This window comes from Pantoea sp. XY16 (genome assembly GCF_025153065.1).
Lineage (GTDB): Bacteria > Pseudomonadota > Gammaproteobacteria > Enterobacterales > Enterobacteriaceae > Pantoea > Pantoea alfalfae.
In genome coordinates, this window is the sequence record NZ_JANZNP010000004.1 from 107,126 (window position 1) to 127,356 (window position 20,231).

A 20,231-nucleotide genomic window follows, 5' to 3' on the forward strand; every position below is an offset into this window, starting at 1 on the left:
CGTTATTTACTCTCACGCTTAATCGTCATCGGGAATACCCGGTCTTCAGCATACTGTGCTTCACACACGGCGGCGCCCATACTCGCATGGCAGACCAGCAGTGGCATACGGTAGCGCGAACTGTTCTGACACTTCGCCGTGTAGCGGCTCTCAATCACCAGGTTACCGGCACTGGTCATGGCGGCGCTGACATCAGCTTTACAGGTGGTATTACCCTGGGCAACCTGCACGCTGCCTTTGCCATTTTTAAACTGGAAGCGCATCACCGGCGGCTTACCGGTCGGCGTCGGCATCTGGTCGATAGTCACACGCCAGCGGCCATCAATCACCTGTACCTGACCTTCGCGCACGGCGTCCGGCGTGACAATCAAATCATCAGGCTTAGCCGGAACCGGCGGGGTCACTGCACTGGCAAGGGTAGCAGATGAAGCGGCTGGTGCGGCTTCGGTCGTGCCAGCGCTGGCTGGTTTTTGCGGCTGCGACTCGGGTTGTTTCTCAGCTGTTGCTGTCTCCGCAAGTGTCGCTGCTGCCGGTGTAGCGGCAGGTGTGGCCGCTGCCGGGGCCTGACTCGCCGCAGAGGCAGGAGTAGAAACCGCGGCGGGCGCTGAAACAACCGCAGGGGCGGCGGCTGGCTTCGTTGATGCCACCGGTGTGGCGACAGGTTCAGGACGATGCAGCAGCACGGCCACCGTTACGGCGGCAGCAATCGCCACCGGCGGTAACAGATACCAGACGCGGAAACGACGGCGAGCCGCTACAGGTGCAACCGGCTCAGGCGCAACGGCTGCCGCGACTGGCAGCGGCTCCTGTTCAGGTTCAGGTGCAGGTTCAGGCTCAGCGACGATGACCGGCTCGACGGCAACAGGTGCGGCAGGCAGCTCAGGCAGCGGTTCAACCAGCGTCACCGGCAGATTCTCTTCCAGCGTGTCGCGCAGGCAGGCCAGCGCATCGTCACGGCTGCGTGCCTGGGCATCAACAAAGCCCCAGAAGGTAATGACCGGTTTGCCATCAACCAGATAAACATACTGCTGATCGGGGAATTGCAGGGTTTTGCTCAGCAGCGCACCAAACAGCCGCATCGACGGGTTCTCTGCCGCGCGCGCGCGCGTACTGAGATCCTGCATATCCTGCTGGCAGGCGGTAAGCTGCTGCAGTGCCACCCGACGTTCATGATCGCTGGCGCCCAGCCAGGATTTCACCCGGCCGCTGAAAGGGGCATACCAGTCGAGGCGGTCGCCCCGTTCATTGGCCTGAGGAATGGCCAGGCAATCTGCCAGTGCGCTCTGACGGCGCAGGCGCAGGGTTTCACGAATTTGCAATGCTGAGGCATAGACCGGCTGGCCATTTTCACCTAATGCCAGAACTGCATCTAAATTACCGCTGCGCAGAAAAGTTTTTGCCACCTGTTGGGCCCTTATCGGTCGTTGTCTGAGGCAGAAAATCGCGTGTTATCGACGATTAGGTTGATTTTACGCGGGGCAATGACAAATCAAACGGCAGAAAAGGAGGTAAATCCAGTGTTTTTTTCACCGGCGGGCGGAAAAATAACCGATATTTCAGCAGCTATCACGCAATCAGGCGGTTTTACGCACCAGCACCAGGTGAGCGATAACGCCACCGATCAGTCCCCAGAAGGCAGGGCCAATACCCAGCAAAGAGACGCCTGATGCGGTGATCAGAAACGTGATTAGCGCACTGTCGCGTTCGGCAGGCACATCGAGTGCGCGATGCAGGCTGCCGCCCAGGGTAGCCAGCAGAGCCAGACCCGCCAGCGCCTCAATCAGCACCGCAGGTAGCGCACTGAACAGCACGGCAATCAGCGCACCGGACGCGCCCGCCAGCAGATAAAAGACCCCGGCCAGCGCAGCGGCACGCCAGCGTTGCTGCGGATTAGCGTCGACTTCATCGCTCATGCAGATCGCCGCCGTAATCGCCGCCACGCAGACCGAAAAGCCTCCAAAAGGCGACAACAGCAGCGCTGTAACACCGGTCCAGCTCATCAGAGAAGAGACCGGCGGACGGTAGCCGTGCGCCTGTAACGTCGCGATGCCAGGGGCATTCTGCGACGCCATGGTCACCAGGAAATAGGGCACGCCGATCCCCAGCAGCGTGGTCAGGGTAAAGTGCGGCATCACCGGCTCCGGCAGTGCCAGCATCATCGCCTGCGGGGGAAAATGGATGGCATGCTGGGCCAGTGCCACGGCAATCCCTACCATCAGCGTCACCAGAATGGCATAGCGTGCCAGCCAGCGACGGGCCAGCAGCCAGGCGAGGCACATGCTGCCACACAGCACAAAGTTGCTCTGCAAATCGGCAAAGGTCTGCAGCCCGAAGCGCAACAGAATACCGGCCAGCATCGCCGCCGCCAGCGAGGCGGGAATATGGTTCATCAGCCGGGCAAACAGGCCGGTCACGCCGCACACCACGATCAGCAGATTTGCGAAAACAAACACGCCCACCGCCTCATTCAGCGTAACGCCGTGAAAGCTGGTCGCCAGCAGCGCGGCACCGGGCGTGGACCAGGCGGCCAGCACCGGCATGCGGTAGCGCAGTGAAAGACCCAGCGAGACAATCCCCTGCGCAAGACCCAGCACTGACAGCCAGCCACCAATCTGCGCCGGTGAAGCGCCCGCCGCCTGAAACATCTGATAAATAATCGCGCCGCTGCTGCTGTAGCCCACCAGCACAGCAACAAAGCCGGAGACCAGCATCGGCAGGGTAAAACGGGACGGTTCGGCTCTCGTCATGGTCAGACTCAATTTAAGGTGTGCGTTATAGCGCACATGTTCGCATAGTGCGCTATAACGCACAAGTGTTACACTATCGGCATAACGTCACCTGCCAGGGTGACGAGAACTCAGGAGAAAAAATGGCAGATTTTCAGCAACACCTGAGCGGTGCGCTCAGACAGTTGCGCCAGGCCAATGGCTGGAGCCTGACGCTGACGGCGGAGCGAACCGGCGTCAGTAAAGCGATGCTGGGGCAGATTGAGCGGGGTGAATCCAGTCCGACGGTGGCGACGCTGTGGAAGATTGCTACCGGGTTTAACGTGCCCTTTTCCTTTTTTATCGACGGGAGCGCGTTGCCTTCCGGCACCATATCGGGATTCAGTCAGCCCAACGCTGACATGTCGGTACGCTCCGTGCTGCCTTACGATCCGCAACTGCGATTTGATCTGCTGGCGGTGGAGCTGGCCGCGGGCGCGCAGAGCCATTCCTCGCCACATGAAGCGGGCTGCGTGGAGCAGGTGGTGGTTATTGAGGGCGAACTGTTGCTGGGGGTCAACGATCGCTGGCGGCGTCTGCTAAAAGGCGAGGCGTTTCAGTTCAGCGCCGACGTGCCGCACAGCTACCGCAACCCGCTCAGCACGCCGCTGCGCTTTCACAGCCTGATTCACTATCTGCAGCGCCCGGACGTTACAAATTGATACCTGAGCAAACTACACAGTTTACCTTCGTATCTTTATACTTTCGCTTATCGATGGAGACGGGAAATGCGCGATCTGACTGAATCTGCTGCCACGCTGCGCATGCTGGTGGGCAAGCTGGGTCGCCGGTTGCGCGAATCGGCACCGCCTGGCGAACTCACCTGGTCGCAGGTGGCGGTGCTGGGGCATCTGGTGCGCGACGGGGCGATGACGGTGACGCAACTGGCCGCCGCCGAGGGCGTGCGCACCCAGTCAATGGGGACGACCGTCGCCGGATTAGTGGCGGCAGAACTGATAACGGGCGAGCCCGATCCCCATGATGGCCGTAAAACACGCTATCTGCCCACCGCATCGAGCCTGGCGGTAATTACGTCGAGTCGTGCAATGCGCGATGACTGGCTGGTCAGGACACTGGATGCGCGGCTCAGTCCGGCAGAGCAGCAACAACTGATCGACGTTCTCCCTCTGCTGCAACGACTCACTGACTATTGAACCTGAGGATCCAACATGGCTGTAACCACACTTGATGCAAAAACTGCGCTGATTGTTATCGACCTGCAACATGGCATTGTAGCGCTGCCTCTGGTCCATGAGCCGCAGCCGGTGATCGAACGCTGTGCCGATCTGGCTGAGGCATTTCGCGCGCACGACCTGCCGGTGGTGCTGGTTAACGTGGCCGGTGGGGCACCTGGCCGTAACGAGCAGGCGCGTCACAACGGCGATCTGCCTGACGACTGGGCCACGCTGGTTCCGGCGATGACGCCGCAGCAGAATGATCTCACCATCACCAAGAAAACCTGGGGCGCGTTTCATAACACGGCGCTACATGAGGAACTGCAAAAGCGCGGCATTACTCAGGTCGTGATCTGCGGTATTGCGACCAGCATCGGCGTGGAGTCGACGGCACGTCAGGCGTATGAATTAGGTTACAACGTCACGCTGGCGACCGATGCGATGACCGATCTCAACATGGATACGCACAACAACAGCGTAAAATTGATATTCCCGCGCCTGGGTGAATCCGGCAGCTGTGAGGATATTGTGGCGCAGCTAAAATCCCGTGCCTGATAAGCGTATGACGGTATGATCCGGGCCACCGCAATGGTGGCCCGGATAGTTTTAACGGAAGGCGTAACCCAGCGTCACACCGACGCTATAGTTGCGGCCCGGCGCAGACTCGAAGTAGCGACCATTGCTCTCATTCACAATCACTGAACCCACGTAGTGCCGGTCAAACAGGTTATCGACCCGGCCAAACAGATCCAGCGTCCAGTTCTCCACCAGCCACTTATAGCCACTGTTTACGGCCGCCACGGTGTAAGACGGGGTATTCACGTTGTTCTGATCTTCAGCGGCGATCTGGCTCAGATAACGCACTTCACTGCCGGCGTAAAAGCCCTGTTCCGGCAGATAGCCGAGTCCGGCGTACGCCATGTTTCGCGCGATGCCCGGAATGCGGTTGCCGTCACAGCTATCGCTGCCGCAGGCGTTGCTGCGATAACGCGCATCCAGCAGTGTATAGGCCATCTTCAGCCGCCAGTCCCAGGCAAACTGCTGATCCAGGCTTAACTCCAGACCGCGGCGGCGGGTCTGACCGGCATTTTTATAGGTAGTTCGTCCGCCGCTGCTGGTATCCGCCACAATCTCATCGCGGGTATCGGTCTGGAACAGCGCCGCGCTGACCAGGCCATTGCCGATGCGTTTTTTACTGCCGATCTCCAGCGTGTCGCTGGTGGCCGGTTTCAGCCCCAGGTTCAGGCCGGTCGCGCCATCCGAGCGGTAAGAGAGCTCATTAATGGTCGGCGTTTCAAAGCCGCGTCCGGCGGAGATCCACGCGTTCCAGCTCGGGTCAAACGCATATTTCAGCGCCGCCGCGGGCAGCCACTTGTGATACCGCGCCTCACCGCTGTCGTCACCGTTACCGGGCCGGATATAGAAGTCATTGGAATCAAAGTTAACGGTGCTGAAGCGCACGCCTGCATCCAGCGACAGTTTATCGGTGAGCTGCCAGTTGGTCTGCACATAAGGATCGAGCGTCCACATCAGGTTGCGCTCGTTGCGGCGCAGATTGCCCTGTTCGCCCAGCTGCGTTACGCCGCTGCTGACGGTGTAGTTTTCATAACCCTTGCGGCGCTCGGTCATGGTTTCGTAGTCGAGTCCGCCGGTCACCGCCACCGGCATCGACAGCAGCGTGTCGCGATGGGTCCAGCGCGTATCGACGCCCTGATAGTGGCGGGTAAGGTCGATCACGCCTCCTGGATGAGAGGGATTACGCTGAACGGCGGCAGGAATGGACTGGAACTGCGTGGTTTCACGCACTCCTGCATAGAGCATTACGCTGAGGTCATCGTTTTCACTCATCTGGCGCTGATAACGCAGGCCGCCCTGGGTCTGATCGACCGTTTTACGGGTGTTGTAAAGCGTAACGTTACTGACCACCTGGCGCGGATTGTCACGCCACTGCGCTTCGGTTAAGCCGCCGGGATCCTGGGCGTCAATGTGCACGCTGTTAAACAGCAGCGTCAGGGTACTGACATCATCGATGCGCACGCCGAGCCGGGCGTTGCCGAGGTTTTTCTGCGCAGAACTGTGATCGCGATAACCGTGGGTCGTAAAGCGTGAGGCGGAGACGGTGTAGTTCACATCCCCGGCGTGCGTGCCGTCACCGGTTGCGCCACTGGCTTTAACGCTGTTGCGCCAGCTGCCGTAACTGCCGTACCAGCTGCTCGCTTCCAGCGTGGCCGGCTGCTGACCCTGCTGGGTGGTCACATTGATCACGCCGCCCGATGCGTTGCCATAGAGCGCAGAAAAGGGGCCGCGCAGCACCTCGACATGATCAATCGAGCCGATATCAATATTGGAGGTCTGCGCCTGACCGTCCGGCATGGTGGCCGGGATGCCATCCACATAGATGCGCAGCCCGCGTACGCCGTAGGTTGAGCGGGAGCCAAAGCCACGCATCGACAGCTGCAGGTCCTGGGCGTAATTCTGGCGGTTTTGGATCTGCAGACCCGGCACGCTGCTGAGGTTTTCCGACAGGTTAACGCGCGGCGCAGCCTGACGCATATCGTCGCCGCTGACCACACTCAGGGCGGCGGGGGTATCAAACTCGTTAAGGCCCGTTTCTGGCGGGGCGGCCGTGACGACCAGGGTATTGTCATTGTCTGCTGCCAGCAGCGGCAGCGGCAAAATGGCAGGCAACATCAGCAGCGTCGCCTGCCGCAGAGAGAGTATTTTCATTATCAGAGGCCTGAAAAGAGAAGCATAAATGAACCAGGTGGAACAATTGCCGCATAGGGTAAGGCTTCGGGGTGCCGGGGTACACCGTTTCACGCTGGATTTTTTCTCTGTTTACCGCCAGGCTGGAATCCATCTTTTGCAGTAATAAGGCATCCAGCATTGACGGATGCAGACACAAACTTATGGGAGTCAGCATGAAACAACCTGAAGTGGCGGTTCTGGGATTAGGCGCAATGGGGCATGCATTTGCCGCCAACCTGCTGAAAAAAGGCTTTCGCGTACACGGCTGGAACCGTACCCGCGCGCGCGGCGAGGATTTGCTGGGCGCCGGATTGCAGCTGGCTGATTCACCGGCAGAGGCGGTACGCGAGGCAGATGTGGTAATCGCCATGCTCTCCGACGGTGACACCACAGAGCAGGTGCTGCATCAGGCCAAAGCGGCGTTTAAGCAGGGTGCGACGCTATGTCAGATGGGCACCATCGGCGTGGAAAAAACCGATGCGCTGATCGCCTTTTTCACAGCGGAACGACCGGATCTGCTGTTCATCGACGCGCCGGTTTCCGGCACCAAAGCACCCGCAGAAAACGCACAGATTCTGGTGCTGGCCAGTGGCGATCAGAGCCGTGCCCAGGCGGCAGAAACGGTGTTTGCCGCCATCAGCAAAGAGACAAAGTGGCTGGGCGAGGCGGGCAAAAGCACCCGCATGAAGCTGGTCATCAATAGCTGGCTGATTGGCATGATGCAGAGCCTGGCAGAGAGCACCCGGCTGGCGGAGGCGTTCGGCTTTTCTACCGACGATCTCTGGCAGGTGCTGGAGGGCGGTCCGCTGGCCGCACCGTATGCAAAAATGAAGCTCGGGATGATCGCCAGCGACGACTTCACGCCGCAGATGCATCTGGTCTGGGCGCTGAAAGATGCCCGCCTGGCGCTGGATGCCGCAGAGACGCCGCTGCCGGCGCTGGAGAATATCGCCCAGCTCTGGCAGCAGGCGGTGGAGGCCGGACACGGTGAAGAGGACCTGGCGGTGATCTACCGCTACCTGAAGGCGCAATGAGTCAGCAACATTTTGACTTCAGCACGCGTCCGCTGGTGCCGCTGGCACACGATTACCTGCACGGTGCCAGCGAACCCTGGCACCAGCACGCCTGTGCCCAGCTGATCCACACCCTGAGCGGCGTGGTACGGGTGGAGACGGAGTATGGCAGCTGGATTGTGCCGCCGAGTCGCGGCGTCTGGCTGCCCGCATTTACCCGTCATGCGCTGCAGATTACCGGCAGTGTGGCGGCGCGCACGCTGTTTATCGATCCGCTGGCGCGCGCCGATCTGCCCGCCAGTTGTCAGGTGGTGCAAATCTCACCGCTGCTGCGCGAACTGATTGTCACGGCGCTGAGCCTGCCAGATCGTTACGCCGCAGGCAGTCGGGCCGAGCGGGTGATGGAGTTGATTCTGGATGAAATCCGCGGCATGGAGGTGCTGCCATTTGCCTTGCCGACGCCCGACAGCCCCCGTTTACAGGCCCTGTGCGAGCTGATTCAGCAGACGTCCGGTGAAAGCTGGACGCTGCTGCGCGCCAGCGCCCACCTGAATGTTTCGGGCCGCACTCTGGCCCGCCATTTTATGCGCGAAACCGGCCTGCAGTTCAGCGACTGGGTGCGCCGCGCCCGCCTGGCTATCGCCCTGACGCGACTGGCGCAGGGCGACTCCGTACTGCGGGTGGCGCTGGAGCTGGGCTATGAAAGCCCCAGCGCGTTTAGTGCGATGTTTCGTCGTCTGCTGGGCGCCTCTCCGACGGACTACTTTTCGCCTGCAGAAACTGGCCTGCTGCGCTGAGCAGCGCCTGCATCGCGGCGCGGGCAGCGTCATTGTCGATACTCACTCCCCAGGCTCGCGCGCCACGGGCATCCACGCAGCTGATATAGGCCACCGAGCGGCTGTCACTGCGCCGTCCCAGCGTATGCTCGTGATAGTCCTCGATGGTCAGATGCAGATCAAACGCGCTGCGCAGGGCACTGACCGCCGCCGACAGCCAGCCGTTGCCGCTGCCGGTCAGCATCAGCGATTGTGTCTGATACACCACGCTGGCGCTAATCTGCGTCTGCCCGCCGCTGTCACTCTGGCTGTCAGCCCGTTGTAATGCCAACGCGGGCTGCGTTACGCCATACTGGCGGCAGAAGAGCTGCCACAGCGCGTAGTGCGTCATCTCTCCGCCGTGCCGGTCAGTCTCCTGCTGAACACAGCGGCTGAAATCCTGCTGCAGCGCTCGCGGCATTTGTAACCCGTGATTCTGCTCCAGCAGCCAGGCGGCCCCGCTTTTTCCCGACTGGCTGTTGACGCGGATCACCGCCTCATAGCTACAGCCAATGTCGGCCGGGTCCAGCGGCAGGTAAGGCATCTGCCACTCTGTTTCCTGCTGCTGAGCGCGGATGGCAAACCCTTTTTTGATTGCATCCTGATGAGAACCAGAGAAGGCAGTGAAGACCAGCTCGCCCGCATAGGGATGGCGCGGATGAACCGGCAGCTGGTTGCAGCGGGTTACCACTTCAATCACCTCATGCATCTGGCTGAAATCGAGCTGGGGCGAAACGCCCTGGGTATAGAGATTCAGCGCCAGCGTCACCAGGTCCACATTGCCGGTGCGTTCACCGTTACCAAACAGACAGCCCTCGACCCGGTCAGCGCCCGCCAGCAGCGCCAGTTCTGCGCAGGCGACGCCGGTGCCGCGATCGTTGTGCGGATGCACGCTGATGCAGACGGCATCACGGCGGCTGAAGTGACGGCAGAAATACTCAATCTGATCGGCATAAACGTTGGGGGTATTGACCTCTACCGTGGCGGGAAGGTTAATGATCATCGGGCGCTGCGCGTCCGGTTGCCAGACATCGGCTACCGCCTCGCAGATCTCCAGCACAAACTCCGGCTCGGTAAAGCAGAAGGTCTCTGGTGAATATTCAAAGGTCCAGTGGGTGTCCGGCTGCGCCTCGCATTCGGCGCGGATCTGCCGTGCACCAGCGGTGGCCAGCGCCACGATTTCCGCTTTGCTCTGCTTAAATACCCGCTCGCGAAACAGCGGCGCGGTGGCGTTATAAAGATGCACGATGGCGCGCGGGACGCCCTGCAGCGCCACAAACGTGCGGGCAATCAGGTCTTCCCGCGCCTGAGTCAGTACCTGTAACGTCACATCCTCCGGGATACGCTGTTGCTCAATCAGGTCGCGGACGAAACCGAAATCCGTCTGCGAGGCAGAGGGAAAGGCGACCTCGATCTCCCGAAACCCGCAGCGCAGCAGCAGATCCCAGAAGGCCATTTTGCGTTCCCGATCCATCGGTTCTGCCAGCGCCTGATTGCCGTCACGCAAATCGGTGGAAAGCCAGCGCGGCGCCTGGGTCAGCTGGCGTGAGGGCCACTGGCGATCGGGCAGGGTGATCAGCGGGGAGGGACGATATTTATCAGCGGGTCGGGTCAGCATAGGAGTCTCCTGTGGTTTTTTTATCAGTCTGCCGACACGGCTCCGGGTCCGCGCGCGCAAGGCTGACAACCTGACGCGCAAAAGTGACAATACCCTGCATGACCTGCATGACCTGCATGACCTGCATGACCTGCATGACCTGCATGACCTGTGTTGCCCTGCGTGCGCTCTGGTTTGGTGAATCCGCCGGGCAGGGTTAGCATGGTCACCTGTTTATCCGGGTGAACACTTATGCTGATTTTTGACGGCCACAATGATCTCTTGCTTAACCTCTGGCTGCATCATCGCGATGCACCCGTGCAGGCGTTTTATCAGGGCATTGAATGGGGCCACCTCGACTATCCGCGCATTCAGCAGGGCGAGATGGGCGGCGGGCTGTTTGCGATTTTTGTGCCGCCGCAGGCGTACATTGCCAGCACTGTTCCGGCCCGCGCCGATGAGCCGTATGAACCGCTGCAAATCATGTGGCAGCAGCTCGATATCCTGAGGCAGCTGGCCGAGGCACCAGGCGGACGGGCGCGACTCTGCCTCAGCAGTGACGAGATTGCCGCCTGCCGCGCGGAAGGCGTGCTGGCGATGGTGGCGCACATTGAAGGTGCCGATGCGCTGGACGAAGAGGGCGAGCAGCTGCACGCCTTCTGGCAGGCGGGTGTGCGCAGTATCGGGCCATTCTGGAATCTGCGCAGCCGCTTTGGTGAAGGCGTCAGTGGCTCGTTTCCCGGCACGCCCGATACCGGGCCGGGGCTGACCGCCGTCGGTGAAAAGCTGATTCAGCAGGCGAGTAGCCTGAAGATGATGATCGACGTGTCGCACATGAATACCAATGCGTTCTGGGACACCGCCCGGCTTTCCCGTGCGCCCCTGGTCGCCAGCCACTCCAACGCGCACGCCCTCTGCCCACAGCCGCGCAATCTGACCGACGATCAACTGGTAGCGATCCGCGACAGCGGCGGTCTGGTTGGCATTAACTTTGGCAATGCGTTTCTGCGCGCCGATGGAAAACGCGACTCTGAAACGCCATTAACAGAAATTGTTAAGCATTGTGATCACCTGTTGAAGATAATGGGCAGCGACCATGTGGCCTTTGGCTCTGATTTCGACGGGATTACCCCTCCGGCCGCGCTGGGCGATGTCAGCGGAATGCCGCGATTGCTCGCCGCTTTTCAGGAAGCGGGCTATGATCAGAGACTGACAGAGAAGCTGGCATGGGGAAACTGGCAGCGGGTTTTACATCTGACCGGGCTGTGATAACAATTTCCTTATGTTCCGGGCTTGATCCCGACGCGCCATTGGCGCAACATCTGCCTGGAAATTGTTACGGTGTTCTCATTTAACAGCCGTCACGCCGATTTCAGACAGCACATTTACTGTTAACCAAGAGGAAGTAACTCATGTGGAAAAAACCAACTTTCGTTGATATGCGTCTCGGTCTGGAAGTGACTCTTTACATCTCCAACCGTTAATCGTTCTGCCCGCCCTCTGAGCGGGCATTTTTTTCAACTTCTGGTTGTCCTCTATGTTTATCAAAATCCTCGGCTCAGCCGCGGGTGGCGGGTTTCCGCAGTGGAACTGTAACTGCGCCAACTGCCACGGCGTGCGTAATGGCACCATTCAGGCTCAGGCACGCACACAATCGTCGATTATCCTCAGTGATAACGGCGAAGACTGGGTGTTATGTAACGCGTCACCTGACATCGGCCAGCAGATCCTGTACACGCCAGAACTGACCCGCAAGGGCGTACTGCGCGGCACGGCGATCGGGGGAATTATCCTGACCGACAGCCAGATCGATCACACCACCGGGCTGCTGAGCCTGCGTGAGGGCTGCCCGCATCAGGTCTGGTGTACGCCGGAAGTGCATGCCGACCTCAGCACCGGCTTCCCGATCTTTCCGATGCTGACCCACTGGAACGGCGGTTTACAGCACCGGCCGATTGCGCCACTGACCCCGTTCAGCGTCGATGTCTGCACCGATTTGCAGTTCACCGCGATTCCTATTATCAGTAATGCACCGCCTTACTCGCCGTATCGCGACCGGCCGCTGCCCGGTCATAACGTGGCGCTGTTTATTGAAAACCGGGCGAATGGGCAGACGCTGCTCTACGCGCCAGGTCTGGGCGAACCGGATGCGGTGATCCTGCCGTGGCTGCAAAAAGCGGATTGCCTGCTGATTGACGGCACCGTCTGGCAGGATGATGAACTGCTGACCACCGGGGTGGGTAACAACACCGGCAAGGCGATGGGGCATCTGGCGCTGGCGGAAGAACAAGGGCTGATGGCGCTGCTGGCGTCGCTGCCGGCAAAACGTAAAATTCTGATCCACATTAACAACACTAATCCGATCCTCAATGAGCAGTCACCCCAGCGTCAGTTTCTGACGGAGCAGGGAATAGAGGTGAGCTGGGACGGAATGGCGATCCACCTTCAGGGCTAAATCATGCAGATTACTGACACGCTGTCGCCGCAGGCTTTTGAACAGGCCCTGCGCGACAAAGGCGCTTTCTACCATATTCATCACCCGTATCACATCGCGATGCATAACGGTCAGGCCACGCGCGAGCAGATTCAGGGCTGGGTGGCGAACCGCTTCTATTACCAGACCACTATTCCGCTGAAAGATGCGGCGATCATGGCGAATTGCCCCGATCCGGCTACCCGCCGTAAATGGGTGCAGCGCATCCTTGACCACGACGGCAGTAACGGCGAAGAGGGCGGCATTGAGGCCTGGCTGCGGCTGGGCGAGGCGGTCGGGTTGACGCGCGAAGAATTATTGTCTGAGCAACATGTGCTGCCGGGCGTACGCTTTGCGGTCGATGCCTATATTAACTTCGCCCGCCGCGCTAACTGGCAGGAGGCGGCCTGCAGTTCACTTACCGAGCTGTTCGCCCCGCAGATCCACCAGTCACGACTCGACAGCTGGCCGCAGCACTATCCGTGGATCAAAGAAGAGGGCTACTTCTACTTCCGCAGCCGCCTGGGTCAGGCGAACCGCGATGTGGAGCATGGCCTGGCACTGGCGCTGGAGTACTTCACCACCGCCGAAACGCAGAACCGGATGCTGGAAATTTTGCAGTTTAAGCTCGATATTTTATGGAGCATGCTTGACGCCATGACCATGGCTTATGAGCTGAAACGTCCGCCTTATCACACCGTCACCGACAAGGCGGCGTGGCACACCACTCGACTGGTATAACAGATGAATGAAAACTCGATTGCCGCGTTTCGTCGCGGCTACCGCATGCAGTGGGAAGCTGCCCAGGATACCCATGTGGTGCTCTATCCCGAAGGCATGGCGAAGCTGAACGAAACCGCCGCCGCCATTCTTGAGCTGGTGGATGGCAAACAGGATATCGCCGCAATTATCGCAACGCTGGATAGCCGGTTCCCTGAGGCGGGCGGTGTGGGGCCGGACGTTTTAGAGTTCCTGCAGTCAGCCCATGAACAGAAGTGGATACAGTTCCGTGACCCCGCATAAACCTGGCGTGAATCCGCCGCTCTGGCTGCTGGCCGAGCTGACCTATCGCTGTCCGCTGCAGTGTCCCTACTGCTCCAACCCGCTGGATTTCGCACAGCAGGAGAAGGAGCTGACCACGGAACAGTGGATTGAGGTCTTTCGTCAGGCGCGCGCCATGGGCAGCGTCCAGCTCGGATTCTCCGGCGGCGAACCGCTGGTGCGTAAAGATCTGCCAGAGCTCATTAAAGCGGCGCGCGATCTCGGCTTCTACACCAATCTGATCACGTCGGGCATTGGCCTGACGGAGAAGAAGCTGGATGCGTTCAGCGAGGCCGGTCTGGATCATATCCAGATCAGCTTCCAGGCGAGTGACGAAACCCTGAATGCGGCGCTGGCCGGGTCGAAGAAAGCGTTTCAGCAGAAGCTGGAGATGGCGAAAGCGGTAAAAGCGCACGGCTATCCGATGGTGCTGAACTTTGTGCTGCATCGCCATAATATCGACCAGATTGACAGGATCATTGACCTCTGCATTGAGCTGGAAGCGGATGACGTTGAGCTGGCAACCTGTCAGTTCTACGGCTGGGCGCAGCTCAACCGCGAAGGCCTGCTGCCGACGCGTGAGCAGATCGCTCAGGCGGAAGCGGTGGTCAGGCGCTACCGCGAGCGGATGAGCACCACCGGCAATCTGACCAATCTGCTGTTTGTCACGCCGGATTACTACGAAGAGCGACCTAAACCCTGCATGGGTGGCTGGGGTGCCATTTTCCTCAGCGTCACACCAGAGGGCACCGCGCTGCCGTGCCACAGTGCGCGCCAGCTGCCGGTAGAATTTCCGTCGGTACTGACACAGCGCCTGGACGATATCTGGTACAACTCGTTCGGCTTCAACCGCTATCGTGGTTTTGACTGGATGCCGGAGCCGTGCCGCTCCTGTGATGAGAAAGAGAAAGATTTTGGTGGCTGTCGCTGTCAGGCGTTTATGCTGACCGGTAATGCTGACAACACCGATCCGGTCTGCAGCAAATCACCGCATCACGGCAAAATCCTTGAGGCCCGGCGTGAGGCGGATTGCAGCGACATTAAAATTGGTCAGCTGCAGTTCCGCAACCGCAGCAACTCGCAACTGATCTACAAAACCCGGAACCTCTGATGACCCCGCGCGGCCTGGTGATAAACGGTCTGATGGTTGAACTGGTGCATCAGGCTGATGCCAGCCAGGCCGCCGCCCTGATTCAGATAGGGGCAGGGAGTCACGACGAGCCGGATCGCTGGCCCGGACTGGCGCATCTGCTGGAGCATCTGCTGTTCACCGGCAGCACCGGCTGGCCCGACGAGGGCCGGCTGATGAGCTGGATCCAGACGCAGGGCGGCAGGGTTAATGCCACCACGCTGGCCCGGCGCAGCGCGTACTTCTTTGAGGCCACGCCGTCACTGCTGGCAGACGGTCTGGCAAGACTGCAGGATATGCTGGTCTCTCCGCTGCTTGATAATCAGGCGATTGCGCAGGAAGTGGCGGTCATCGACGCGGAATATCGGCTGTTGCAGCGTCATGAGCCATCCCGCATCGAAGCGGCATTGCTGCACGCCGCAGCAACCCCCGCTGAATTTCAGCGCTTTCATATCGGCAGCCGGGCGAGCTTTGGCAATGAGCTGTCGGCGCTGCAACGGGCATTGCGCCAGTTTCACCAGCGCTACTACGTTGCCAGTAATATGCGGCTCTGGCTGCAGGGACCGCAGTCGCTGGATGCGCTGGAAGAGCTGGCGCGTCAGTTTGCCGCCGCGCTGCCTGCCGGTCAGTGGCAGCAGGATCTGGCACCGCCGCAGCTCAACAGCGATACCGGCTGGCAGCTGGCAGAGACTGCCCAGGCAGCGTTGTGGCGCACCTGGCTGCTGGATAACAGTGACGGTGTCACGTTATGGCGTGAATTTCTGTTGGATGAAGCGCCCGGCTCGCTGCTGGCTACTCTGCGTGAGCAGGGACTGGCGGAGGCGCTGGAGCTGAAATGGATTTATCAGGCTGAAGATGCGTGCTGGCTGGCGCTGGGTATCGAAACCAGCGAGCCTGCGAGGGTAAATCATCTGGTTAATGGTTACATCGATGCGCTGCGCCAGACGAATAATCAGCAACATCAGCACTATCATCAGCTTGCACATCACTACTTTGTGACGTTGTCACCACTGGAGCAATTGCGTCAGCGCGCTATCGGCTTCGCACCTGATGAAAGGCTGCCTGCGCTGCAGCCATTGCTGAAGAAACTCACCCATGCGTCTGGCACCGTGCTGTGCTGTACGTCACAACCGGCAAGGGAACACATCGTCACGCAGGGCTTCACTCTGGCGCTGACTGCCTGTGAGCCAGCCCCGGATGAGACGCTGCCCGCTGCCCGTTTCACCTTCTATCCGCCCGACATCACTGCGACGCCTGCGCCGCTGCCCGCGCAGGCGGTGGCATTGCCGCATCATCAGTCAGATGACCCGCAGGCAACGCTTATCCTGCGACCGGAGTTCTGGTCAACCTTTACTGCGGAGACGGGAGAAACGCTGGGCCGGCGGTTGCGTCCGCTATTTGCGGCGCTGCGTCATCAGGGGGGGCACGGCAGCTGGCAGGAAACAGAGGGCGTGTGGCAACTGACGCTCCGCCTGACAAAGGATGAGGCGGTAACTGACCAGACGCTGAGCCAGATTGTCTCTGCCCTGGCATTGCCGGTTGAGGCAAATCTGCCATCGCCTGTCGAAAGCATCGCTATCCGTGCGTTGCTGCGACAGTTGCCTTATCAGCTGGCAGCCAATGTTACGCCAGGGTGCTGGCGGGCGGCGCTGAAGGGCGGCAACGCCGCGCTGCATTCACGCATTGCCCGACGGCTGAGCGCGCTGTCGCTGCCGGTTAACCCGGACACGCCGCCCAAGCGTATGACCACGCAGACCGGCATGACGCGCCTTCCACACGCCAGTGCAGACAACGCGCTGCTGCTGTTTATTCCGCTGCAGCGTCCTGAACAGCTGGCTGCATTGCGCGCACTGGCGCTCATCTACGAGCCACGTTTTTTCCAGCGCTACCGCGTTGAGCAGCCAATAGGTTACGTGGTCAGCAGCCGCTATATGCGCTGCGCTGATGAAGAGGGGGTGTTATTTGCGCTACAGTCGCCCGATTACAGTGCGCTGTCACTACTGCGCTACTGCCGTAACTTCCTGCGGTCACTGAACGAGACGCTGGCGGAATGTGATCTTGTGGCCCTGAAAGCGCGACTGCTGAGCCAGCAGGTTGAGCAGCCACTGGCCCTGCTACGCCGTGAAAATGGCCTGGCAGAACCGGACGCGACGCAGATTGCGGCGCTGACCCTTGCAGATTTACTGCAATTGCACCGCACGCTGATTCAGGATCGCCGCCGCTGGCGGGTGCTGTTTACCGGCGGGAATACGTAGTGACCGGTTTTAAGGTTGCTGAATTTATTTGAAAATTACCGACAAATCTCTTCACTGTCTATTCCGGGAAAACTGGACCACACTCAATTCACTTTTGTCCGCATAAGGAATTGACCGTGAAGAACATCAAACGCATTGCACTGCCCCTGTTAGCCGCTGCTACCCTCTACGCTCCGTTATCTCAGGCTGAGGCGATGCACTACCAGCTGAACCCTGAGCATACGTCGGTAATTGTTGCCTGGAACCACTTTGGCTTCTCAAATCCTACCGCGGATATCCCGGACGCAACCGGTACTCTGGTGTTCGATAAAGATCATCCGGAGGCCTCACGCGTTGACGTGACCCTGCCAGTCAGCAAAATCGACAGCCACGTCACGGCGCTGACCAAAGAGTTCAAAGGTACCGAATACTTCGACACCGCCAAATACCCGACAGCGACCTTCCACAGCATCAAAGTGGTGGCGAAGGGCGACAATAAATTTGACGTTGAAGGTAACCTGACCCTGAAAGGGATCACCAAACCGGTTACGCTGCACGCGACGCTGAACAAGCAGGGCGAGCATCCGATGGTCAAGAAGCAGGCGATTGGTTTTGACGCCACCGGCACCATCAAGCGTTCTGACTTCAAGCTGGACAAATATGTCCCTGCGGTAAGCGACGACGTTACGCTGACGCTGTCTACCGAAGCTTACGCGAAGTAATCAACGGATGGCGTAGCCCCTCTGGCTGCGCCATCGTTTTTCCCTTTAATTCGTCAGCTCTGCAGACTCTCCAGCGTGACAGACGCCCCGCCACAGACGATAACCAGCACGTTATCATCCGATTTAAAGCCGATTTTCCCGTCATACAGCATCGATAATGAGACGCCACAGGCTGGCTCTGTCAGAACACGATGATCGTCCAGGAAGCGGCGACAGGCATTCACAGCTTCATCATCGCTCACAACCTTTCCCCTGACATCTGCGCGGCGTGCCACGTTAAACGCATTTTCACACACCTGACTGGCTGCCAGCGTAGTGGCGATACCGCTGACCCGGTCCAGCGTGACCCGCTCCCCGGCTTCCAGCGCAGCGTTAAGCGACGCGGTTCCCTCAGTTTCAACCGCATAAATCGGGATATGGCTGAGCTGATGCTTTTCCAGACCCTGGGCAATGCCGGAGAGCAGACTGCCTCCGCCCACGGAGAGGATTACCGCATCGGGACGTAACCCTTCATCAATCACTTCATCGACCAGCGTACTGATACCGTCCCACAGTAGCGGATTGTCAAAGGGATGGATGTAGATATGTTCCTGCGACGCCAGCGATAAAGCGTACGCGTTGGCCTCACTCCAGACGCTGCCGTGTACGATCAGCCTGGCACCTTCCTGTTCGATAAGCTGTCTGGCGCGCGCCGGGGTCGTTTCAGGTACCACCACCGTGACCGGGAGCCCCAGCCTGCGGCCGCTGTGCGCCACAGCAATACCCGCATTGCCGCCGGAGGAGCTGACAAACGCCTTAGCGCCCTGTGCAGCGTAGTACTGACAGATATGGCCTGCGCTTCTGAGCTTAAAGGATCCGGTCGGCTGCGCCGATTCCATTTTCAGCCAGACGTTGCTGCCGCTGAGCTGACTCAGTGGCAGGGAGTGAATGAGAGGGGTACGGATAGCTATTTCCATGCGTCTGATCCTGGTTAAATGGGGTCACAGAGAACCGGTTTGTCGTCACGGTGAACGTCGGTTTTGCCGTGCGGAATAGCAGCGTCGGACGCAGAAGAGAAAGTCACCCCTCAGAAAAAGCGTGGAGGTTTTTCCTTAAAAATCATTATCGTCAGGCTACCTGTTCTGTCTACATAGAAAGGTTATACCGAAGAATACGACTTGTTCGCAACAGCGATGCTGAATCGGCTTGCAGATTTTCTTTTTGCATCTTAATTGCGGTTTCTGTTCTGTGAAACCGGGAAAAATGAGGTGAAAGTCACAAATCTGCAACGCCACGTGAATGACCGATTTTACCTCCTCCTGCTTTCTGGCCAGCTCACCCCCGTCATCCGCTAACCCAATGATTTATATCGATTCGCCTTAAGCGCAATAAGTTGGAATAGTGTGAGTTAAATCACAAATAAAGGAGTGTGAATTGCCCTGTCAATATTCCTGTCTGAGAAAAACCGCGCGTAACTGTGATCTCCTCTGCAAATAGCAACCCCGCTAACCGGAAGAATAACCTTCAGCAGAGTAAGCCAGCGAGGTGAGGGTGATGCGAATTGGAATGGTGATCAGTGGCGGTGACGTGACCGGCATTAATAATTTTGTCTTCCAGATTGGGCGTATGGCACAGGCGGAGATGGTGATATTTGATGGCGGTATTCCCGGCCTGCTGCAAAATCATCATCGTGAGATCAGCCAGCGCGATCTGCTCGACTTTTCCATCGCCTCTATTCCGGTTATGCAATCGGGGCGCACTGAAAAGAAACTGGTGCGCAGCGAATATGAGTTAATTGCACGCCAGCTGAAAAGTGCCCGGATTGACATATTAATTATGGCGGGCGGAGACGGGTCGCTGCAATTTCTCCATACCCTGTCGGCGTATGGCGTGAATTGTTTTGGCGTCGGCATGACCATCGATAATGATGTTTTCGGCAGTGATTACACGCTGGGATTCTCCACCGCCTGCGAGCAGGTATTAAAAGAGGTGGCGAAACTGCGCAATACCGGCCGCGCCTTACCGGGCCGGGTTTTTATGCTGGAGTTGCTCGGTGGCTATTGCGGCGAATTAACGCTGCAATCCGCGATTAAATCTAACGCAGATATTGCGTTAATTCCGGAGTGCCAGATCCCGCTGCCACAACTGGCGCAGCGCATCACCGGGCGGCTGGCAGCGCAGAATAGCGTAGTCATCCTCTGTTCGGAAGGCTACACCCGTGAATATTCGCCCGGTTTTCAGGGGGCGATCGACACCTTAATCAAACAGCTTGAACCTCTCATTGGCGTGCGCATCCGTAAAACCATTATGGGTTACGGGCTGCGCAATGGTGATCCCACCTGCGAAGAGATCTTTCAGGGCACCATTATAGCCAGTGAAGTGGTGCGTTGTATTCAGTCAGGCATGCGGAATAAAGCGGTCATTATTAATGGCAGCAATAAACCAATCCCGATTGATTTAATAAGCATGCAAAAACGCCTGGTCGATATTGACGGGCACCATTACAAACTCGCTAAACAACTCAATATAGTGTGAGGAAA

General features: G+C 58.9%; 20 protein-coding genes. 14 read left to right on the top strand and 6 right to left on the bottom strand.

Going from position 1 to position 20,231, the window contains the following annotated elements:
* Positions 1 to 2: 2 nt before the first annotated feature.
* A complete protein-coding gene (locus N1689_RS05115) occupies positions 3 to 1,403 on the bottom strand; it encodes an SrfA family protein (RefSeq protein ID WP_260058150.1) in 1,401 nt (466 codons plus the stop codon).
* A gap of 171 nt (positions 1,404 to 1,574) precedes the next feature.
* On the bottom strand, positions 1,575 to 2,747 hold the full coding sequence (locus tag N1689_RS05120) for a benzoate/H(+) symporter BenE family transporter (protein ID WP_222924061.1): 1,173 nt from the start codon (positions 2,745 to 2,747) through the stop codon (positions 1,575 to 1,577).
* Between the two features lie 122 nt (positions 2,748 to 2,869).
* On the opposite strand from N1689_RS05120, the gene N1689_RS05125 reads away from it, so the two are divergent.
* The 3 genes from N1689_RS05125 (at position 2,870) to N1689_RS05135 (ending at position 4,495) form a co-directional block, all read left to right on the top strand.
* A complete protein-coding gene (locus tag N1689_RS05125; protein ID WP_161732409.1) occupies positions 2,870 to 3,427 on the top strand; it encodes a helix-turn-helix domain-containing protein in 558 nt (185 codons plus the stop codon).
* Positions 3,428 to 3,493: 66 nt separating this feature from the next.
* The gene (locus tag N1689_RS05130) at positions 3,494 to 3,919 is read left to right on the top strand and encodes a MarR family winged helix-turn-helix transcriptional regulator (RefSeq protein ID WP_222924060.1); all 426 of its coding nucleotides are present in this window, start codon (positions 3,494 to 3,496) and stop codon (positions 3,917 to 3,919) included.
* A gap of 15 nt (positions 3,920 to 3,934) precedes the next feature.
* Entirely contained in the window at positions 3,935 to 4,495 is a 561-nt protein-coding gene (locus N1689_RS05135) for an isochorismatase family protein (RefSeq protein ID WP_260058151.1), read from the top strand.
* A gap of 51 nt (positions 4,496 to 4,546) precedes the next feature.
* Here the strand turns inward: N1689_RS05135 and pqqU are convergent, their stop codons facing one another.
* Positions 4,547 to 6,667, bottom strand: a complete 2,121-nt coding sequence (pqqU, locus tag N1689_RS05140) for a TonB-dependent receptor PqqU (protein ID WP_260058152.1) — start codon at positions 6,665 to 6,667, stop codon at positions 4,547 to 4,549.
* Complete coding sequence (locus N1689_RS05145) at positions 6,585 to 6,863, bottom strand: hypothetical protein (RefSeq protein ID WP_222924057.1); 279 nt, start codon at positions 6,861 to 6,863, stop codon at positions 6,585 to 6,587. The genes pqqU and N1689_RS05145 overlap by 83 nt, the downstream gene beginning before the upstream one ends.
* Between N1689_RS05145 and N1689_RS05150 the strand changes: the two genes are divergently transcribed.
* Positions 6,862 to 7,722 (top strand): NAD(P)-dependent oxidoreductase, encoded by an 861-nt coding sequence (locus tag N1689_RS05150; protein ID WP_253421857.1) that lies wholly within the window; start codon positions 6,862 to 6,864, stop codon positions 7,720 to 7,722. The genes N1689_RS05145 and N1689_RS05150 overlap by 2 nt on opposite strands.
* Complete coding sequence (locus N1689_RS05155; protein WP_260058153.1) at positions 7,719 to 8,498, top strand: helix-turn-helix domain-containing protein; 780 nt, start codon at positions 7,719 to 7,721, stop codon at positions 8,496 to 8,498. Before N1689_RS05150 ends, N1689_RS05155 begins: the two co-directional genes overlap by 4 nt.
* Here N1689_RS05155 and leuA read toward each other — a convergent pair.
* Positions 8,419 to 10,134, bottom strand: a complete 1,716-nt coding sequence (leuA, locus tag N1689_RS05160) for a 2-isopropylmalate synthase (protein ID WP_260058154.1) — start codon at positions 10,132 to 10,134, stop codon at positions 8,419 to 8,421. The two genes, N1689_RS05155 and leuA, sit on opposite strands and share 80 nt — an antisense overlap.
* Positions 10,135 to 10,365: 231 nt before the next feature.
* Here leuA and N1689_RS05165 point away from each other — a divergent pair, with 231 nt between their 5' ends.
* The 8 genes from N1689_RS05165 to N1689_RS05200 all read left to right on the top strand — a co-directional run bounded on the left by N1689_RS05165 (position 10,366) and on the right by N1689_RS05200 (position 17,712).
* Positions 10,366 to 11,382, top strand: coding sequence for a dipeptidase (locus N1689_RS05165; protein ID WP_260058155.1), 1,017 nt, complete (start codon positions 10,366 to 10,368; stop codon positions 11,380 to 11,382).
* Positions 11,383 to 11,525: 143 nt separating this feature from the next.
* Positions 11,526 to 11,597 carry a pyrroloquinoline quinone precursor peptide PqqA gene (pqqA, locus tag N1689_RS05170; protein WP_010245082.1) on the top strand — a complete coding sequence of 24 codons (72 nt, stop codon included), beginning with the start codon at positions 11,526 to 11,528 and terminating at the stop codon, positions 11,595 to 11,597.
* 53 nt (positions 11,598 to 11,650) lie between these two features.
* Positions 11,651 to 12,568 carry a pyrroloquinoline quinone biosynthesis protein PqqB gene (gene pqqB / locus N1689_RS05175; protein ID WP_260058156.1) on the top strand — a complete coding sequence of 306 codons (918 nt, stop codon included), beginning with the start codon at positions 11,651 to 11,653 and terminating at the stop codon, positions 12,566 to 12,568.
* Positions 12,569 to 12,571: 3 nt separating this feature from the next.
* Positions 12,572 to 13,327, top strand: a complete 756-nt coding sequence (gene pqqC / locus N1689_RS05180) for a pyrroloquinoline-quinone synthase PqqC (protein ID WP_161732395.1) — start codon at positions 12,572 to 12,574, stop codon at positions 13,325 to 13,327.
* Between the two features lie 3 nt (positions 13,328 to 13,330).
* Complete coding sequence (gene pqqD / locus N1689_RS05185; protein WP_161732393.1) at positions 13,331 to 13,609, top strand: pyrroloquinoline quinone biosynthesis peptide chaperone PqqD; 279 nt, start codon at positions 13,331 to 13,333, stop codon at positions 13,607 to 13,609.
* Positions 13,572 to 14,738: a pyrroloquinoline quinone biosynthesis protein PqqE gene (gene pqqE / locus N1689_RS05190; RefSeq protein ID WP_161732391.1), complete on the top strand. Its 1,167-nt coding sequence runs from the start codon at positions 13,572 to 13,574 to the stop codon at positions 14,736 to 14,738. The genes pqqD and pqqE overlap by 38 nt, the downstream gene beginning before the upstream one ends.
* Complete coding sequence (pqqF, locus tag N1689_RS05195) at positions 14,738 to 17,011, top strand: pyrroloquinoline quinone biosynthesis protein PqqF (protein ID WP_260058160.1); 2,274 nt, start codon at positions 14,738 to 14,740, stop codon at positions 17,009 to 17,011. Before pqqE ends, pqqF begins: the two co-directional genes overlap by 1 nt.
* 116 nt (positions 17,012 to 17,127) lie before the next feature.
* The gene (locus N1689_RS05200; RefSeq protein ID WP_260058161.1) at positions 17,128 to 17,712 is read left to right on the top strand and encodes a YceI family protein; all 585 of its coding nucleotides are present in this window, start codon (positions 17,128 to 17,130) and stop codon (positions 17,710 to 17,712) included.
* 53 nt (positions 17,713 to 17,765) lie between these two features.
* On the opposite strand, the gene N1689_RS05205 is transcribed toward N1689_RS05200, so the two are convergent.
* A complete protein-coding gene (locus N1689_RS05205) occupies positions 17,766 to 18,668 on the bottom strand; it encodes a pyridoxal-phosphate dependent enzyme (protein WP_161732385.1) in 903 nt (300 codons plus the stop codon).
* Positions 18,669 to 19,245: 577 nt separating this feature from the next.
* On the opposite strand from N1689_RS05205, the gene N1689_RS05210 reads away from it, so the two are divergent.
* Positions 19,246 to 20,226, top strand: coding sequence for a 6-phosphofructokinase (locus N1689_RS05210; protein ID WP_260058163.1), 981 nt, complete (start codon positions 19,246 to 19,248; stop codon positions 20,224 to 20,226).
* Positions 20,227 to 20,231: the final 5 nt, after the last annotated feature.

Excerpts from the sequence above, each read along its gene's own strand:
- N1689_RS05165 (WP_260058155.1), top strand. The coding sequence starts at position 10,366 with ATGCTGATTTTTGACGGCCACAATGATCTCTTGCTTAACCTCTGGCTG.
- N1689_RS05135 (WP_260058151.1), top strand. The coding sequence starts at position 3,935 with ATGGCTGTAACCACACTTGATGCAAAAACTGCGCTGATTGTTATCGAC.
- N1689_RS05120 (WP_222924061.1), bottom strand. The coding sequence starts at position 2,747 with ATGACGAGAGCCGAACCGTCCCGTTTTACCCTGCCGATGCTGGTCTCC.
- pqqU (WP_260058152.1), bottom strand. The coding sequence starts at position 6,667 with ATGAAAATACTCTCTCTGCGGCAGGCGACGCTGCTGATGTTGCCTGCC.
- pqqC (WP_161732395.1), top strand. The coding sequence starts at position 12,572 with ATGCAGATTACTGACACGCTGTCGCCGCAGGCTTTTGAACAGGCCCTG.
- leuA (WP_260058154.1), bottom strand. The coding sequence starts at position 10,134 with ATGCTGACCCGACCCGCTGATAAATATCGTCCCTCCCCGCTGATCACC.
- N1689_RS05150 (WP_253421857.1), top strand. The coding sequence starts at position 6,862 with ATGAAACAACCTGAAGTGGCGGTTCTGGGATTAGGCGCAATGGGGCAT.
- pqqB (WP_260058156.1), top strand. The coding sequence starts at position 11,651 with ATGTTTATCAAAATCCTCGGCTCAGCCGCGGGTGGCGGGTTTCCGCAG.
- N1689_RS05205 (WP_161732385.1), bottom strand. The coding sequence starts at position 18,668 with ATGGAAATAGCTATCCGTACCCCTCTCATTCACTCCCTGCCACTGAGT.
- pqqD (WP_161732393.1), top strand. The coding sequence starts at position 13,331 with ATGAATGAAAACTCGATTGCCGCGTTTCGTCGCGGCTACCGCATGCAG.
- N1689_RS05210 (WP_260058163.1), top strand. The coding sequence starts at position 19,246 with ATGCGAATTGGAATGGTGATCAGTGGCGGTGACGTGACCGGCATTAAT.
- N1689_RS05145 (WP_222924057.1), bottom strand. The coding sequence starts at position 6,863 with ATGCTGACTCCCATAAGTTTGTGTCTGCATCCGTCAATGCTGGATGCC.
- pqqE (WP_161732391.1), top strand. The coding sequence starts at position 13,572 with ATGAACAGAAGTGGATACAGTTCCGTGACCCCGCATAAACCTGGCGTG.
- N1689_RS05155 (WP_260058153.1), top strand. The coding sequence starts at position 7,719 with ATGAGTCAGCAACATTTTGACTTCAGCACGCGTCCGCTGGTGCCGCTG.
- pqqF (WP_260058160.1), top strand. The coding sequence starts at position 14,738 with ATGACCCCGCGCGGCCTGGTGATAAACGGTCTGATGGTTGAACTGGTG.
- N1689_RS05125 (WP_161732409.1), top strand. The coding sequence starts at position 2,870 with ATGGCAGATTTTCAGCAACACCTGAGCGGTGCGCTCAGACAGTTGCGC.
- N1689_RS05130 (WP_222924060.1), top strand. The coding sequence starts at position 3,494 with ATGCGCGATCTGACTGAATCTGCTGCCACGCTGCGCATGCTGGTGGGC.